This window comes from Agathobaculum sp. Marseille-P7918, from assembly GCF_964248325.1.
Classification (GTDB): Bacteria; Bacillota; Clostridia; order Oscillospirales; family Butyricicoccaceae; genus Agathobaculum.
Genome location: NZ_CAXTXI010000006.1, coordinates 105,371 through 121,522, shown reverse-complemented (window position 1 = coordinate 121,522; position 16,152 = coordinate 105,371). Strand labels below are relative to the sequence as shown.

14 protein-coding genes are annotated in these 16,152 nt (G+C 49.5%); 1 reads left to right on the top strand and 13 read right to left on the bottom strand.

Annotation, left to right across the window (positions count from 1 at the left end; genetic code table 11):
- Window positions 1–20: 20 nt before the first annotated feature.
- From ACESSO_RS10060 to ACESSO_RS10000, 13 genes are all read right to left on the bottom strand, one after another.
- Window positions 21–5,096 (bottom strand): SpaA isopeptide-forming pilin-related protein, encoded by a 5,076-nt coding sequence (locus ACESSO_RS10060; protein ID WP_373165034.1) that lies wholly within the window; start codon window positions 5,094–5,096, stop codon window positions 21–23.
- A gap of 147 nt (window positions 5,097–5,243) precedes the next feature.
- Window positions 5,244–6,464, bottom strand: a complete 1,221-nt coding sequence (locus ACESSO_RS10055) for a CAP domain-containing protein (protein ID WP_373165033.1) — start codon at window positions 6,462–6,464, stop codon at window positions 5,244–5,246.
- Window positions 6,465–6,483: 19 nt separating this feature from the next.
- Window positions 6,484–6,735 (bottom strand): hypothetical protein, encoded by a 252-nt coding sequence (locus tag ACESSO_RS10050; RefSeq protein WP_373165031.1) that lies wholly within the window; start codon window positions 6,733–6,735, stop codon window positions 6,484–6,486.
- A 249-nt stretch (window positions 6,736–6,984) separates the two neighbouring features.
- Entirely contained in the window at window positions 6,985–7,839 is an 855-nt protein-coding gene (locus ACESSO_RS10045) for a class D sortase (protein WP_373165029.1), read from the bottom strand.
- Complete coding sequence (locus tag ACESSO_RS10040) at window positions 7,796–9,175, bottom strand: hypothetical protein (protein WP_373165026.1); 1,380 nt, start codon at window positions 9,173–9,175, stop codon at window positions 7,796–7,798. Before ACESSO_RS10040 ends, ACESSO_RS10045 begins: the two co-directional genes overlap by 44 nt.
- A gap of 21 nt (window positions 9,176–9,196) precedes the next feature.
- A complete protein-coding gene (locus ACESSO_RS10035) occupies window positions 9,197–9,955 on the bottom strand; it encodes a PcfB family protein (RefSeq protein ID WP_373165024.1) in 759 nt (252 codons plus the stop codon).
- On the bottom strand, window positions 9,867–11,354 hold the full coding sequence (locus ACESSO_RS10030) for a relaxase/mobilization nuclease domain-containing protein (protein ID WP_373165022.1): 1,488 nt from the start codon (window positions 11,352–11,354) through the stop codon (window positions 9,867–9,869). The genes ACESSO_RS10035 and ACESSO_RS10030 overlap by 89 nt, the downstream gene beginning before the upstream one ends.
- On the bottom strand, window positions 11,354–11,662 hold the full coding sequence (mobC, locus tag ACESSO_RS10025; protein WP_373165020.1) for a plasmid mobilization relaxosome protein MobC: 309 nt from the start codon (window positions 11,660–11,662) through the stop codon (window positions 11,354–11,356). The genes ACESSO_RS10030 and mobC overlap by 1 nt, the downstream gene beginning before the upstream one ends.
- 105 nt (window positions 11,663–11,767) lie before the next feature.
- Entirely contained in the window at window positions 11,768–12,748 is a 981-nt protein-coding gene (locus ACESSO_RS10020; protein ID WP_373165018.1) for a DUF3991 domain-containing protein, read from the bottom strand.
- On the bottom strand, window positions 12,711–13,004 hold the full coding sequence (locus ACESSO_RS10015; protein ID WP_373165016.1) for a hypothetical protein: 294 nt from the start codon (window positions 13,002–13,004) through the stop codon (window positions 12,711–12,713). Before ACESSO_RS10015 ends, ACESSO_RS10020 begins: the two co-directional genes overlap by 38 nt.
- Before the next feature lie 463 nt (window positions 13,005–13,467).
- On the bottom strand, window positions 13,468–13,836 hold the full coding sequence (locus ACESSO_RS10010) for a hypothetical protein (protein ID WP_373165014.1): 369 nt from the start codon (window positions 13,834–13,836) through the stop codon (window positions 13,468–13,470).
- Complete coding sequence (locus ACESSO_RS10005; RefSeq protein ID WP_373165012.1) at window positions 13,833–14,156, bottom strand: hypothetical protein; 324 nt, start codon at window positions 14,154–14,156, stop codon at window positions 13,833–13,835. The genes ACESSO_RS10010 and ACESSO_RS10005 overlap by 4 nt, the downstream gene beginning before the upstream one ends.
- Window positions 14,157–14,170: 14 nt before the next feature.
- The gene (locus ACESSO_RS10000) at window positions 14,171–14,431 is read right to left on the bottom strand and encodes a hypothetical protein (protein ID WP_373165010.1); all 261 of its coding nucleotides are present in this window, start codon (window positions 14,429–14,431) and stop codon (window positions 14,171–14,173) included.
- Between the two features lie 212 nt (window positions 14,432–14,643).
- On the opposite strand from ACESSO_RS10000, the gene ACESSO_RS09995 reads away from it, so the two are divergent.
- The gene (locus ACESSO_RS09995) at window positions 14,644–15,723 is read left to right on the top strand and encodes an IS30 family transposase (RefSeq protein ID WP_373165008.1); all 1,080 of its coding nucleotides are present in this window, start codon (window positions 14,644–14,646) and stop codon (window positions 15,721–15,723) included.
- Window positions 15,724–16,152: the final 429 nt, after the last annotated feature.

Genomic DNA, 16,152 nt, shown 5'->3' with positions numbered 1-16,152 from the left:
ATCTCAACCTCCATTGTTGTTTACCAGCCCGTCTGCGGCAGTACCGGCTTTGTCACACGGTAAATGGTCGTTGTCCATTTATCTTCAAACTGTCTCCACTGCTGGTTATGCAAGCCGCCCACATCGGCCTTATTGACAAATGCTGTGCCTGCGACGGACGAACGCACATTGCCGTACACATACGGAGTTTCTACGCAGCGGAAGCCTGCGGGAACATTGCCAAACACAAACATAAAGTCGGTGACAACCTCGCCAGACTTGAGGCCGAGCGCGGTAGGATTGGCCTGAATGGTGCGGTTCTGCGCCGTGGACAGGTTATCCGCCAATGTGCGGTAATTCTGGTCATAATTGGTGCGGTACACGATCTTGTAGGACAGTCGCGCATTGTATGTGCCGGTCACTATCTTATCCAACGTTACCGCCTGATACGGTAACGTATCACGCCAATAGAACGATTGCAGCGGAACGGTGGAATTGTTGGCGATTTTCTCTATCGTCCACCGGATCGGCTGACCGGGTACAACCTGTTTCGGGCCAGACTTGGCAATAGAAACATTGATATATACACTTTCGTTCAATACCTCAAGGCGCACGATCTGTCCAGCGAACTCGATCTCAGCTTCAAAAGTTTCGCCGGATGCTCCGTAATACGCGGGAGCTTTCGTTTCCTTGATCGTGTAGCGTCCCAGCGGCAGCAGCTTGGAAACTGCGACGCCGCGCTCATTGCTTACGATGGTGTCTACGACGTTGCCTGCCTTATCATAGATTTCAAAGGTCGCGCCCTGCAGGAGCGTGCCGGCAGGCAGGCCGTTGATCGGGTTATCATCCTTGGACTTTTTGGTGATCTGGATCTGACCTTGCTGCGGGGTGTTTTTCCACTCAATTTCCGTCGTTTCGCCGCGCTTGACGCGGAATGTCTTTACTTCCTCGTCACGGATATAGCCCGGTGCAGCTTCGATCTCCTCAGCATAATACTTGCCTTCCTCCAGATCGTCCTCCAGTTCGATATAACCGTCTGAATCTGTGGTATATTCGCCAATCAGATTATTGTTCTCATCCTTGATGAGAAAGCGCACACCGCTAATCGGCTCACCTGTTACGGAATCGATCTTACGGATACGGACACTGGACAGCCGAGCGTTTTCAAAGGTGACAGTGGCCAGCTCACCGGCCTTGACGATCACATTCTGCGGTGTGCTGTCCAGACGGTAGCCGTCCGGTGCTTTGATTTCAGTCACGACATACACGCCATCCTCAAGGCCGGAAACAGTTACAAGGCCGGAAGAATTGCTCGTATACTCGCCAACCAATTCACCAGTGGCTTTTTCCACACGGAATTTTGCACCCGGTAAGGCTTCGCCGGTGTCCTTTACGATTTTGCGGATCTGCAAACCGTATGCTTTTTTGTTGGTAAACACCAACTCCATGCTGCCGCCGTCTTTGATCTCAAAAGTCTTAGGCGTGTCCTGCAGGATGTAACCGTCCGGCGCTTTGATTTCAGTCACGATATAGCTGCCTTCCGGTAAACCGTCCAGCGTGATAACGCCGTTTGCGTCGGTTTCGGCTTCCTTAACAAACTCACCGTTGGACTTAGTAATCTTGAACACGGCATTTTTGAGCGGCTGACGAGTATCCTCGTCAATCTTCTTAATGGTGAAGCCGCCCTTTTTCGTGTTGGTAAATGTGACCTCATAGGTCTGTCCTGCACGGATTTCCACGGTCTTGGGCGTCTCATCAATGGCATAGCCGTCCGGCGCGGAAATCTCCGTGATGATATAAGTACCGGTATCCAGCTCCGGCAGGTGAATAAGTCCATCTGCATCCGTTGTGACGCTCTCGCGTACAACCGAACCGTCCCCGCGTGTGATCTTGAACACAGCGCCCTGCAACGGCTTCTTCGTCTGGCTGTCTACCTTTTTGATGAGTAGACCGGGCTGTTTCGTGTTCTCGACTGTCAGCTCGGTGTCCTTGACCGTCGTATGCTCAATCTCCAGCACTTCATCATTCAGAATGTATTCCTTGAGAGTCTTGACTTCCTGCACCTTATAAGTGCCTGCAGGCGCGTTCTTGATTTCAATGCGGCCATTTTCATCCGTGGTGTAATCGCCTAGCAGCACGCCATCCCGCCAGATTTTGAACTGTACGCCTGCCAGCGGCTCTTTCGTCTCGCTGTCGATCTTTTTGACAATGAAAGATTTCTGCTCGACATTGTCCAGCGTCAACACCAGATCGCGGTCTGTCGTGTGTTCGCCCTCCAGCACGACCGTACTCAATTCATAACCGGCAAGCGTATGCCGTTCCACAAATTTGTAGGTACCGGGTTCCGCGTAGTCGATGGTGAACGTGCCGTCCGGACCGGTCGTAAACATGCCGATGCTCTTGCCATCCTTAAAGCCCTCAAATACAACACCTTGCATCGGTTTTCCGGTATCAAGGTCGATCTTCTTTACGATAATGTCCTTTTTACGGGTATTTGGAATTGTGAAGAAAGTCGGATATTCACTGTTATTCTCAATCGTAAACGTCTTTTCATTGATGATGTACCGCGGATCAGTTACAACCTCCTTGGCCTGATAAGTACCTGGCTCTGCATAGGGAAGCCAGATACGGCCATTCTCATCCGTGGTGTAGTTGCCCAGCAACTTACCATCTTTCCAGATCTCGAAGGTGACGCCTTGGATCGGCTTATGCGTTTCCTCGTCGATCTTGTAAATGCCAAAGTGCTTCTTAATGGTGTTCTGGAAAATCAGAGTTGGGATCTCGGCCTGATCCTTAATCAGCTCCACGGTCTGCTCCGGAGCATCCAGATTATAATGCTCTGTATCACCGTCCACCTCAACAACGCGGTATGTGCCGGGCTGCAGGTTTTCGATCATGGCTTCGCCGTTCTCATCTGTGGTAACAGAAGTGAGTTTGGCGTCATTGTAGTACACGTCGAATTTCCAGCCCTGCAGAGGGACTTTGGTATCCTTGTCCTGTTTAATGATGCGAATGGACAGTTTCTTCGTGTTGGGGACGTTGACTTCACGGACGATTTGCGTGGGGTCTGCGGACGGGTCAATATACACCTCGTGTTCTACTTCGTCCTTTAAGTAGCCTTGCGGCGGCTCAACCTCGACCACCTGATAGAAGCCCTTGGGGAGATTGTAGACCTTGGCATAACCATTGACATCGGTTTTGACCGTCTGCAGCGTCTGACCATCCCGACGGATCTCAAAGGTGGCACCCGCCAGCGGCTCCTTGCTGTCCTTGTCGTACTTGTAAATCTGGATACCGGGCAGCGGCGCATTCTTGAAAGTAAGCGTTACATCGCGGGTATTATCCCAGCTGAAGGTTTGAATATCCGAACCATCCGTAGCGTAGCCCTCCGGGGCAGCGATTTCGTACACCTCAAAGGAGCCAGTGGGCAGGTCGCGTCCTTGAATCGTAAACTCGCCCAGCGCGTCCGTGGTGTAGGTATTGACGAAATCGTTGTCAATGCCCTTCACTTCAAACTTCGCGCCCATCAGGTTGCGGCCGTCTGCCGAGCTGACCTTATGTACCTTGAAAACATGATCATCGCTGTTAGCCAATTTCACTTCGACCGTTTTGCCGCCAGTAGAGCCGGTGTTCACAACTTTATCCGGCAGCAGGGTGTATCCCTCCGGAGCTGCGGTTTCTTTGATGGTAACATCCGTGTTAAGCGGTAAGTCGATAAAAATTGCTTCACCATTGCCATCCGTAGTCTGCTCATCTGTTTTAGGAGTACCGTCTTGCTGATAACTGATCTGGAAGGTGCAGCCCGCCAACGGCGCGCCATTCTCATCGGTTTTTAATACTTTAAGTTGAGTTAGATCTTGCGGTATTTCATGCTCCGCAAAACCAACCGTTGCACCCAACTTCTGAACGGCAGGTTCCACCATAATAACCGGCTGCACACCCGAACTGGTTGTGCTTGCTGCATACACGTTATAACGGCTTGCATTCATGCTGGTTATGATCTGTGTTTGCAGCTCGTCTTGACTTGCGTCCATCTGCTCCGCTGTGGCCTTGGGAATGCAGAACAAAAAGGTTTCACCATAGGCCATATCGTTGCCATTCTTATATAGGTCGTTGTTTTTCTGCACATTCTTTAACGTCAGCCGCTGCAAACCATCGTCATCCGTGCTCTTGTTTCCCTCAGCATCCATAAGAAATGCGCCGGACGGCATATTACTCGCACTGACAAAAATCTGATTGCCGCGCACAAAAGTAGCAGACGCAGCCGCCATGGGCAGTACCATGTACTGCTGGCCATCTATCTCCTTTTCTGCGAACGTACCACCGGATACAATACTGCCGCCTACATCAATTGTACCGGTCTTCTGCGCAGAAACTGTATATTCCGTATTGCCGGGCGTGTAGTTGAGCGTAGAGCCAATCCACGGAGCATGGTTTTTACCGCTTGGTCCCCATACGCCGTAAAACTCGTTGCCGTATTCCAGCATTTTAATGGCGGCATACAATGTGAGCGCCTCCGACGTGGAGCTGGCACTCAATGTCTTGCCTGCAGCACGGTAACCGAGCGATGTAGAACTGACATAGCTTACTCCGTAGCTGCTGTTTGCTGCAATCTGCGCATCGCCCAGCGCACACCAGATCGCGGCCTGCGATGCACTGAAATGCATATCCGCCGTGAAGTTTTCCGCTGTGATAGGCGAACCGGCAAAGGAAATAAATTGATTGAGCGTCATGCGGGCGTCACTGCACACAGCAACACCATACACATGCATGTCCGACACACGGCTTGTCACCGTGTACGGCATTCCCGATGTGCCGGGATTGCCTTTACTGTGGTCTGCACAGTAAGCGCGAATTTCTGTACCATCTGACGCTTCGGTATACATCGGCCAGACGTTGCGCGGCGCGCCATTTTGTTGGAACCACGCCTTTTGCACGCCTTTATCTGCGATGCTGTATACCTCGCCCACATTGATCTCAATGCTGGACGCTTGATCGTCCTCTACTGCCAGCGGCATAATCCCGCCGTCCACCGCGCCGGAAAGCGGCACAGTTGTAAGCAGCGTGAGAGCGGACAATGCGCCTGCTGTTGCCCGTTTCAAAATGTCCTTTATCATTTTTGCTCCTCCTTTTGTTGGAATAAAAAAGCCGCCTTTCAAAGGAAAGGCGGCGCGCGCTGAACGTTGTAATTCTTCATTTGTTTCATACTCTGGTTAAAAGAAAAGAGCGGTTAGGTGGACTAACCGCTCGCAAACTTTATGGGTTTAGAACATACCAAAAATTTGGACACCATATATCTGGCCATACTGATTTTGGGTTAATGCAATTCCAACAGCATTTACCTCGTCACTTAAAATCCATGCACGATGCCCTTGTGATTTCATAAAAGTGTTCATTAGCGAACTTGGGGTAGAAGAAGTTGTACCTTGAATAATATTTTCTGTCTTATAGTTCTTTACGGGTATTCCAACTTCGTCCAACAAATCATATTTTGTTCCTGAAGGGCGATTATGCGAAAACTGTACTGTTATTTCTTCTGCACGAATTCGTGCAACTTCTTTCAACTTCTCGTTGGAAACCACAGGCTCAAGTCCTTGGACTGTTCGTTCTTCATTAACCAAGTTAAGCATTTCATCTTCCCATGCACATAGGGTTTCCTCGCTTACACTGGAGGTGTTAGTTTCGCTGCCGTTATCACTGTTCTCGCTGCTAATGTCTTGTCCCAGCGCCTTGCGCAGCTCGTTAGCCCAAAACATGTTTACTGGGTTATCGTCGAACGAAACCGCGTCCACCGGCGCGCCTTTCATGGCATCCAGCGCAGCAATTACATCCTCGACCGTGCCGCTCGCTTTGCCAGTGATGACCGGCGCATACTGCTTGGCGATCGTGAGGTATTGGCTCTTATCCCAGTCACAGTCAATCATAGCCTGATTAAACTCAGCCATGGTGCTATTCCACCGAGTGATAGCGCTGCTGGAAGCCGTCGTGCTTTCCGTATACGGTGCATCCGTGTCGATGCGGACGCTTGCCGTCGCATTGTCATAGCCCACACCAAAGTTCACCTGCTTGCCAATATCGCGCAGCTTCACATAGTTGTTGCCGTCGATCTGGTAGGCCGTCATGTTGACCTGTACGCCATCCACCGTGATGCGCTGGTCACTGATCTTAGCCACCGCGCCGCTTGCCGCCGTGTCCGAGATACCCTCGGTGCTGGGGGTGGTACGCGCTGTGCTGATCTCAACGGTCTGCGTCTCGCCGTTCCACTCCACGCCGAAGCCTACAAGCGTACCAATATCGCGCAGTTTGAAATAATTGTTGTCCGCTATATTGTAGCCCGTAGGATAGACGCGGGTGTCGCCCACGTATACCGCCTGACCTTTGTCACGGGTGGGAACAGCTGCTACCGTGCCGGCAGCACTGGCAAACGGTACTGAGCCGACTACCATAGCCGCGCTGAGCGTCGCTGCAATAATGTTCTTTTTCATATCTGAAAACCTCCTAAATTCACTTTCTTAAGCTGTCTGAAGCGTCTTTGATCTTTTGAATCAAAGTGATGACCCACGAAACCGCTACACATCCAAACATAATAAACCAAATGATGTTGAATACTGTTGGATGCGCATTGTACACACGACTGAAAACCGTTGCCATCAAAACCATATAAATTGCAGGAACAGTCAGTCTGCACATCACAATAACACGAATCATAAGCAATACCATATCTCTTATGATAAAGTAGACAGCCAATAAGTCCATTCTACAACCCCCGCTCCAGTCTGGTTTTACCTCTCTTTTCTATGTCTATATTATAGCAGATTTTACCAGATTAGTCAACGGAAAACAACAAAAATGAAACATTTTTAGGTTTTAAAATTTCAATTTTATTTAATTTATCAGATATTCAGAACAAATCACAACTTGTGGATAACTTTCAAAATTCATCAGAATCGAGCCGATTTTCATGGAGAAAAATTTATGCCTTAACTGAGACTTTCGACCAGGCAGTTAAACCGCAGCGGCCTGCACACACCAACGGTAGGTCTGAGCCTGATCGGGTACGCAAGTTACAAGCGTCAAGATGTTTTCATTCGTGGGGTTGAGAACATCAACCTCATACTTGGTAATCTTGCGCACGCTGTAAACCTCATAGGTACGAGTCCCATACACGGTAGTATAAGTAATTTTTGAACCGGCAGACAGATTCCAGATTCCAGCGAAATAACCGTAGCTGCCTCTGTTGTGGCCACAAAAACCAACATTGCCATCCCATGCGCTGGTACCCTCAAAGTGCGCCACGCCCAGCCGCAGATTGCTAACGGTTTCACCGTCGTACACTTTCTTTGTCACACCGAGTGCCGGGATGGACAGCGTACCAATGCTGCCGTCTGCGTAGGCCATACCGTCTACCGGAGTGTAGCCGGAGCCGACTGCTGCATCGGCTCCACCACCAGTATAACCGCCTGTTGCATTGCCCGTATCACCATAGATCGGCTCACTGCTGACTGTACTGCCCTCAACATCAGGCGGCATAACGATCTCACCGCCGCCCGTCACTGTGCCGTTTTCCGTCACACCCGGCGCAAAACCGGCCTGTGTGCTGTGCGGGAACATCGGCTCCACCCCGGAGATATCAGGTGTTAACAATTCTCCCGTTCCCAGCACATCAGCCGATGCCGATCCAAATTCGGGCGGTACAAAGGCGCTGTCTTTACTGATGTTAACATTGACCTCATCATCACCGATCACCGTGACCGGCTCCATTGACGTTGGTTTTCCGAAGTTGCCGCTGGATGGCGCATCGTATGTATACGAAAGATTAGCCGCTAAGGCCGGGGTAGTCAGCATCATCGTCAATGCCATCGTACTGCACAGAGACGCCCGCAGAGCCGTCCGTGGTTTCCTGCCCATCAGATTCTGCCGCTGTCTCTGCGAGATCATCCGCAGTCTCAGACTGTTCATCTGTGAAACCATCATCGTCTTGCGGGGCGGCCAGCAGTGCCATACGCTGTGCTTTCTGCTGCCTTCTGCTGCTGATTGCGGCTTTGATTTTTTCCAAGGGGCCAAAAATGTGCTGCGCCTGCCGCAGCTTTTCATCATCGGCCTGCTTCTGTTTTTTCTTTTCACGCATCTTCATCTCCGTTTCTTTGATCGTCTGCTGCATTTTGCCGCCTGCCTGTGCTGCCATGGCCTGCATCTGCATCATCATCCGCTTGCATGCCGGTGGACGCAACGCAAAAATCATCATCAAAATACCAAATACGGCACACAGCACCCAACTGATCGGCGTACCGCCTGTGCTTTCGTCTACCGGCTGCACATCCTGTTCTGGTGGTAGAAGATTGGTCAGGTCGGGCGGTTCGGTATTATCCTCCGGTTCGATTACAATGGGTTCACCGCTGTAAACCGCGATATATCGTATGCAATCGTTGTTTCGGTGCGAAACCTCGCCTGCATAAGTCGCGGTCACGGTATAGCCAGTCGTGCGGCTGGAGGTTGCTGTGCCTGTGTAGGTCACAACTGCCGTATATGTGGTTTCCATTGTGCCGAGATTGTCTGTTTCCTCGGTTTCTGGATTCCATTCGATATCACTAAATGTCAGCGTATTTCCATTATCTTCAATGGTTTTGGGAATATCCGTCATATCCATTTCCGGCATATTGGGGTATTCTCGCGTCGCTGACAGTTCTTCCGATACGCTTTCTGTTCCTGCAACCTTTGTTGATATGCTGGAAACATCCAGATAGGCCGTACCGCTGTAACCATCGTCTGTCGTGACTGCCTTGCTTTTCGGCAGCAGCGCCAGCACGTCGTTAGAATTATTCGACGTAGAGGATACTGTTACAGTTTCCGAGTGCATCTTGCGGTCAATATCCGGCATTTCGATGCGCAGCAGATCTTGGAACGTATAGTGCATATCGCCACGGTCAAAATTATCTTGCGGGATCTGATCGGGCGATGTTCCGGTTGGCACATCATAGATTTTTTTACAGGTAAGGCCGTCTGCACTCACTTGAACATCAACCGGATAGCATGTGCTTGATTCGCCTTGCGCAGAAGCGGTATCGGCGTTTCCAGATTCCGCTTGTACAGACGTAGTGGTAGAAGCAGCGTCCTCCTGTGCCAGCGCTGCGGCCTGTACAGGAGACAGGCAGGCCAGCAGCAAGGCGGCGGACGTGCAAAATATCCTGATCTTCATTTGACTTTTATCATTCCTCTCTTATTTTACCATTGGATGTTTTCCGGTCGGCGGCTGAAAAGTATGCTGGGGCTGTTTGAGATGCTGCGGCTCATGGGCGAGACGGTCTTTGATACTCGCTATTCTGTCACGCACTGACGGCTTGCCATCTGTACGAGCTGCATGCTTCTCCCGATACGGTGTTCGTTTTTCAGCGGTCGCAGTCTGGGTCTGGGCTGCATCTTTGTCCTGTGAGCGCTCCGGCATACCAAGCGCCCGACCAAGTTCGTCCTGTATCGCGTGTAATTGGGTACGGCACTGTTCCAATCCAGCACCGCTCGCCAATGCTGCGCGAATTCCATCCAGCCGAGACAACATGCTGTCGGCCTGTTCCTGCGGCAATTTAGGTGTAGTCATCGTTGATGCCGGTCCGTGCTGATTCGTAATCTCGGATTTCACCGATTCGCTCTCTGACAGACCGGCATCCGCGTTTTTTTCACTCACCTCCGCTGTAGCGCCGATCTTCTCTCGTATCTGGTTTGCAATCCCGGCATCCTCTTGCTTGATAATGACATCGACTGTATCAGAATTATTGGGATCGCGCACAATGGAAAACATCATGCCGTACTGTTTTGCGAGATCGGAAAAATCTTTCATCTTTGCAGATTCTAACGGAAATGTAGTGAGCGGCTTGCCCTCCTGAATCATTTTTTTAATATCCGTCTTTCCCGCGATCTGCTTCTCGTTGCGAAGCACCGCCACGAGCAGTGCCGCGATATTCATCGCGCCATTTGCCGCCATCTTGACCGCGCATTCCGTTACCATCAGCTCCATGCGAAAAACCTGATCTGCTGCTCCGCTTTCCGGGTTCATATTGATCGCCTCCTATCTTTCGTTCAATCCGTTTCTGTTCCGCTGTAGCCGCATTCAACCGCGCCTTGATAGCCGGTGCAGTGTTCTGGATGACATCGCATAAACGCTGCTCCTTTCGCAGCCTGCGCAGCTCAGCGGTCAACTGCTTTGTTTCGATTTGCAATGCCGCGTGATCGGTATCCGGCCTGCACCTGTCTGCATACAAACGTGCGCGGCGGTCTGTTAGGATATCAATTTCATCAGCAACCGCATCTGCATACAATGCAACGTCGTTTCGGGTGCTCAACTGGTGGTCGCGCAGGAAATAATACTGCTTGGTATAGCGATCCAACTTTTTCAGTTCGGACATTATTTCACCGCGTACTTTTCTCGGTGCTTTTCGTTTTTGTACTTTGCCCAGCATATACAAATAGCGCCAATACAGCGCGCGGAAGCCGTGTAACTTTTTGCGCCCTTTTGGCGCAGCGGTGTGCGGTATAATGTAATACTTTTTGCGCTGGCCAAGTTTTTTCTGCTGCATCCGTATCTGTTCGATGTTCCGAACAACATTTCCACGCTGCGCTGCGATCCGCGCTGCGAGCTGCCGGGGCGTATAGTTCTCGCCTAGAGATTTCAGGCGGATGAACCGCTCACCGTTTGGATGCCGGATCGTAACGTATTTCCGCTTTTCGTTGAGCCGAATTTCATATCCGCGCCCACGCAGCATATCCCAAAAATCATCCATGGTGCGTGCCTGTGCCAGTATCACATCAATATCCTCACGGATCATGCTGCGAAGTGTAGGTCGGTTTTCTTTCTCCGCACGCCATTCCGCATAATGCTTTCCGGCTTTGACACTTGGATTCTGAATAACAGATAACCCATGTGCTTTGCAAATCTCATCAGAGATACCGCGTAATTCGTAAAAGGACGCTGGTGTAGATTGATATTTATGTCCATCTACAAACGACACTGAATTGACTATGATATGATTGTGAATGTGAGCGCGATCTGTATGCGTACCTATCACGACCTCATAATCATTTGCAAAGCATCGCTCGATAAATTCACAGCCCAGCTGGTGCGCCTGTTCGGGCGTTACCTCACCCGGCTTGAATGACTGAATGAAATGAAACCCCTGTACCTTGTCTGTTTTTTTGAAATGCCGTTTCGTTTCGAGCATCTGCGTATATGCTACTTCGCACGAACAATTAAAAGCCGAAGTTAACGTATCTTTGATTCCATACAAACTGTGAAAACCGGAACACGCAGTTTTCTGCGTATTCTGCACGTATGCGACGCGCGTATCTAATCGCTGACGAATGACATGTATTTTGAGAACCGCCATTATTCCAACCGTTCCAGCATTTGTTCGAGCTTTTCCTGTTGAGCTGAAATTTGACGCAAAGTTTCCATCGAAACCTTACCGGAAATATGCGCCAGCCGCGTAAGCTGGTTAACATTTCGGCCTACACCACGAACCTGCCGCTGAATATCACGCACAAACTCAGGTGATAAAACTTTGACTTCACCAGAAAGGATCAACACTCGAAAAAACCGCGACATAGACATTCCGCTATCCTGCACTTTTCTTTTTAAGAGAGAATGTTCTTCGTCATTCAAGCGGATAATGATTTGATTTGCGCGTCTGCGCATTTACGTTTTCCTCCGTTCTGTTCGTTTGGGGGTTTTAGGGGGCTGCGCCCCTTAACAAGCGTGTTTTGGCTATCCAAAACACTATGCTTGCGAGAACAGCAGATTTTACTTAGCTAAATCAAGTTCGCGCGTACCGCGCGAAGGCGGTGGTTGCGCATTCTGCTGGAGCTTAACGCGGAGTTGGTCGTTGAAATCCTTTTCTTGCGGCACACAGACTTTCGGTTCCAGCTGGGGATACCGTCTTTGGAGTAATGCGAAAATATTCCGCGACGCGCGCTGACCCGGTTCGTCGTTATCCAAACTCAAGACGATCCGGTTAAAAGATGAACTTTGGAGCATCCGCTCCAACGCCAGCGGTAGTTTTTCCGCCGATGCCGTGACACCACCCAGCGCCAGATAATTGTCCTGCCGCCAGTCTCGGCCACCCAGCTTGCGCAGCGTGGCTACCGAAAGGGCATCAATCGCGGCCTCGCAGACATACAGTGTAGAGCCGCGGCCCTGCATGCAGAAGCCGTAGCTTTTGTCACTACCAGCCTGTTCGATCTTAAAGCTGGAGGTTGATACCGTGCTTCGCAGCATAGCATACTTCGCAGTACCTTTTTCATCGTGACCAACAAACACCACATTGTGATGCTGCGCATCTTCGTATATCAACCCACGTCTCATGCAATGGTTAATGATCTCAGGATCAATACCACGTGAGCACAAGTACGCGAACGCCCGCCGATTGTTTTGGTTCCTTGGAGGTAACGAAAATTCTTTGCGCGGCGGCTCTCTGGCAGATTCATCGGTATGCAATGCTTGATAGTCCTCTCCAGCCAGTATGCGTATCGCTTCGGGGAAAGTCATGCTATGTACTTTTTGCAAATAACTGATTGCATCCCCACCGCCAATTTGCTGGGAAAACCAGTTCCATCGGCCATCAGCCGAAATTCGCATACTGTCATGTGATTTCAGTGTCCACGATTGACCAATACGCTTTAGTTCGCCGGGTTCATACTGGCGCAAAAAAGCAATCAGGTCTACACCTCGCGCGCGCTCAATTTGCTCAGCCGTCACGCGGTCGCTCCGAGCTGCTGCTGCCATGTTCTGCACCTCCGTCCGCATGCTGTCCGGTTTCTTGCTCTGCCTTCAATTTGCACAACAATCGTTGCGCCTGATCATAGTCTGGTGCAATCCCACTTATCGTTTCCAGCAGAGCACGATCCTGCAACCGTTTTTTACGGTCACAAAGTTTTGCTACTTTATCTTGTAGGAGCTTTATCTTTTTCTTCATCCGTTCAATATCGCTATCGATTCGATCTATCTGCTCGTTCGTTGTCATCTGTTCTTTCACCTCCATTTCCCATCAGTTTTTTGTGCATTGGTCTTGAGCCGCCAATGCCCGCTGTTGCTCTTCCCTTCATCCTAACGGTAAGCAACTACCCGGTGCTTGCTTCATAGGAGCACGCCCATTTTATGCAGTTTCCAAGGTGCAGCTGAGACTGTTCCAAAAGGCGTTTTGAAAAAAGCCTCTACTATAGCTGCTATAAGGGGGGTGTGTTGCATTGATTTTTTGATTGTTTACAAATTGTTCATAAAATTTCAAAGTTATTGAACACAATGTATAATAAATTTGCGACTTTCGGCAAAACAAAAACGCACAGGATTTCCCTGTGCGTTCAATAGAAAAATGTATATTATTTTAGTCGTGCATAAAAAGTGCATATGCAGAGAAATGACAGATATCGCTGTCTACACGAAACCCAGCAGCCATGGCGCAAGGCAATAAAAAAAGCCGCTCCGTGATGAGGCGGCTTGGGTGTTTATTTTGCGGTGAGGTCAACGCCGAGAATTTCAGAGATTGGCGTCAGGCCGATGTGCGGTCGGAACAGCAACCGGAGATAGATCGGACAGCCGCCGCGCGCCTCCCAGTTTTGTACTGTGCGGAAAGGAATAGCAAAGAGATCCGCAAAGCGGCGTTGCGACAGACCGGAGGCTGCGCGGAGGGACTGGATCGGCAGGTTGATTTCGTCATAGACGGTGCGGAGGACTTCCGCGCTGTGATCCAGATTAGATGCATCAAAGCCGAGGATGCTATCGCATTCCGGCATTAGAAGCCAGCGGGAGCGAAAAAGTTCAAACGGCAGTTCGTCCGCAGAGCGGATCATCTCAGAATAGGTAGCCTGTGTCATTCTATATTCTCCTTTACAACAGCTTCGATTGCGGAAAGCATTTCAGCCCAGGTCAATTTATTGCAGAGATATTCCTTGACCGGACCGGTGATATCAATGGAATCGCCATAGGCGTCGTGGACACTCGTGGCGTCGCCGACGGTATACAAGCGGATATCGGTGACAATGCCGGATTCCACATCGCAACAGACCCCACACAAGTAGCTGAAATCGCTCGGGACAGCGCCGAGGGTGTAACCGATGACGCCGTAGTGGCCGGAGCGGAGGCGGGGGCCGTACCAGTTCATTTCGTGGCGGATGCTCTTCATCAACTTAGTCATATCAATTACTCCTTTTATACTTCGATTTCCCATGCACCGCCATTGCAGGCGGCAACCATATCTTCGATGGAGCGGAGACATGCCTGCGGATCGTCTTCGCCGCCTTCCCAGTCTTCCGCGATTGGGTCGCCGCCTGCCTTGAGGTCGCTCAGGGTATCCCGTACAAGTTCTTCGTCCTGATCGGCCAGATAATATACACATTTACCGCGGTCATTGATAATTGCGAGGTGGAGGTTCCCAGCGTTGTCGCTAAACATTTTGCAAGTGTACATCATTTTTCATTCTCCTTTACGAATCCGATGTATTATCTTTTCTCTATGATCTTATTATATACCATATTAGAGTATACGTCAATAGAGTACACAAAGAAGAATGACCAAACTTTATATCAATTTTTTGTGAAATACTATGATAAAATGATAAAGCATTAAACTATATATAGTGGTATAATATTTTTCACAACACAATATGTAGTTGAGGGAATATTATGCGCAAACCTAAAGGAGAAACTATACGACGTAGGCACAAAGGCCAACATCTACAATGGAGCCAGCGTCTTATCATTGAGCGTATGCGCCTGCAAGGTGCTACTACGCGACAGATCGCTGATGTGATCGGGTGCAGCCATGTCTGCATCGCCCGTGAACTTAAACGCGGTCGCTACATACATACTAACTCTGATCTAACTACTGAAGAACGGTATTCGCCTGAAAAGGCGGAACGTCGGTATCGTGCGAATCTTGCAGCAAAAGGGCCGCAAATCAAAATTGGTAATGACCATGAATACGCTAAAGAACTGGAAAAATTCATTCTTAAAAAGAAATTTTCTCCATCTGCGGCTTTAGCTGCCATTCGTAACGGTAAAAAGGTATTTCAAACATCCATTTGCCCACGCACGTTGTATAATTACATATCCAATGGTGTATTAGCATGTGAAAAAAAAGATTTGCCGCTCAAAGGCAAACAGAAACGTAGAAATCGTTCAAAAAAACATGAAATACAGAAACGTGTTTCGTGCGGCACCAGTATCGAACACCGCCCGATTGAGGTCGATTATAGAGTGACGGTTGGTCATTGGGAGATGGATACTGTCTATACCTCAAGGAAAGATAGACTGAAACCTACACTCCTTGTTTTAACTGAGCGACGCACGCGCGAGGAAATAATTGTGCGTATGCGTGATCGTACATCCGGCAGCGTTGTCCGTGCATTGAACGCGCTGGAGCGCAGCATGGGGGCAGAAAAGTTTACGAAGGTTTTTCAGACGATCACCGTGGACAATGGCTCTGAGTTTGCCGACTTTGAGGGAATGGAAAAGTCCGCGCTTCGCAAACGCAAGGCGCGGACTCATGTCTACTATTGCCATGCTCACCGGAGTTATGAGCGTGGTAGTAACGAAAACGCTAATAAGCTGATCCGCAGGCACTTCCCAAATGGAACAAATTTCTCTCAGGTGTCTGCAAAGCAGATTGCGGAAGTAGAGGCATGGATCAACGATTACCCCCGCAAAATACTTGGATGGAAGACCTCGAACATGCTTTTCCGTCCATGGTTCGATAAACAATAATGCCGTCAAAACAGAATATTTTTTGCTTAGGAGCGGCCTGAATAGGCGGCTCCTGTTCGGCGTGCTTGAAACTCTCCAAAAAGACGTATGTCTTTTTGGCAATTTAGTGTACATATATATGCAACACTAACAATTCGAATTTGTCAATATTTAATTTTGTTAGTTACTTTTAATATTGCAACTTACCATATTGCCCTAAATGTTTTTCTTTTATATATGGAGCAGTTTGATGACAGGATAAGCAGTGTTTTGGATGAGAAAAAACAAGCGAGGATGACGGTCACATCGCTTTTGTCATTCGGGTAGTGCAGCACAAAGCCGTATTACCAGAGAACATAGGAGAAAGCTCCTAAACGCATCCCCACCCTCTCAAAACCGTCCTTGTGTCTATGCGCGTAAGCGCATATAATAGAAATTGAAAAACACACC

Coding starts and splice junctions, on each gene's coding strand:
- ACESSO_RS10060 (WP_373165034.1), bottom strand. CDS start 5,096: ATGATAAAGGACATTTTGAAACGGGCAACAGCAGGCGCATTGTCCGCT.
- ACESSO_RS10055 (WP_373165033.1), bottom strand. CDS start 6,464: ATGAAAAAGAACATTATTGCAGCGACGCTCAGCGCGGCTATGGTAGTC.
- ACESSO_RS10050 (WP_373165031.1), bottom strand. CDS start 6,735: ATGGACTTATTGGCTGTCTACTTTATCATAAGAGATATGGTATTGCTT.
- ACESSO_RS10045 (WP_373165029.1), bottom strand. CDS start 7,839: ATGGCATTGACGATGATGCTGACTACCCCGGCCTTAGCGGCTAATCTT.
- ACESSO_RS10040 (WP_373165026.1), bottom strand. CDS start 9,175: ATGAAGATCAGGATATTTTGCACGTCCGCCGCCTTGCTGCTGGCCTGC.
- ACESSO_RS10035 (WP_373165024.1), bottom strand. CDS start 9,955: ATGGCGGCAAATGGCGCGATGAATATCGCGGCACTGCTCGTGGCGGTG.
- ACESSO_RS10030 (WP_373165022.1), bottom strand. CDS start 11,354: ATGGCGGTTCTCAAAATACATGTCATTCGTCAGCGATTAGATACGCGC.
- mobC (WP_373165020.1), bottom strand. CDS start 11,662: ATGCGCAGACGCGCAAATCAAATCATTATCCGCTTGAATGACGAAGAA.
- ACESSO_RS10020 (WP_373165018.1), bottom strand. CDS start 12,748: ATGGCAGCAGCAGCTCGGAGCGACCGCGTGACGGCTGAGCAAATTGAG.
- ACESSO_RS10015 (WP_373165016.1), bottom strand. CDS start 13,004: ATGGAGGTGAAAGAACAGATGACAACGAACGAGCAGATAGATCGAATC.
- ACESSO_RS10010 (WP_373165014.1), bottom strand. CDS start 13,836: ATGACACAGGCTACCTATTCTGAGATGATCCGCTCTGCGGACGAACTG.
- ACESSO_RS10005 (WP_373165012.1), bottom strand. CDS start 14,156: ATGACTAAGTTGATGAAGAGCATCCGCCACGAAATGAACTGGTACGGC.
- ACESSO_RS10000 (WP_373165010.1), bottom strand. CDS start 14,431: ATGATGTACACTTGCAAAATGTTTAGCGACAACGCTGGGAACCTCCAC.
- ACESSO_RS09995 (WP_373165008.1), top strand. CDS start 14,644: ATGCGCAAACCTAAAGGAGAAACTATACGACGTAGGCACAAAGGCCAA.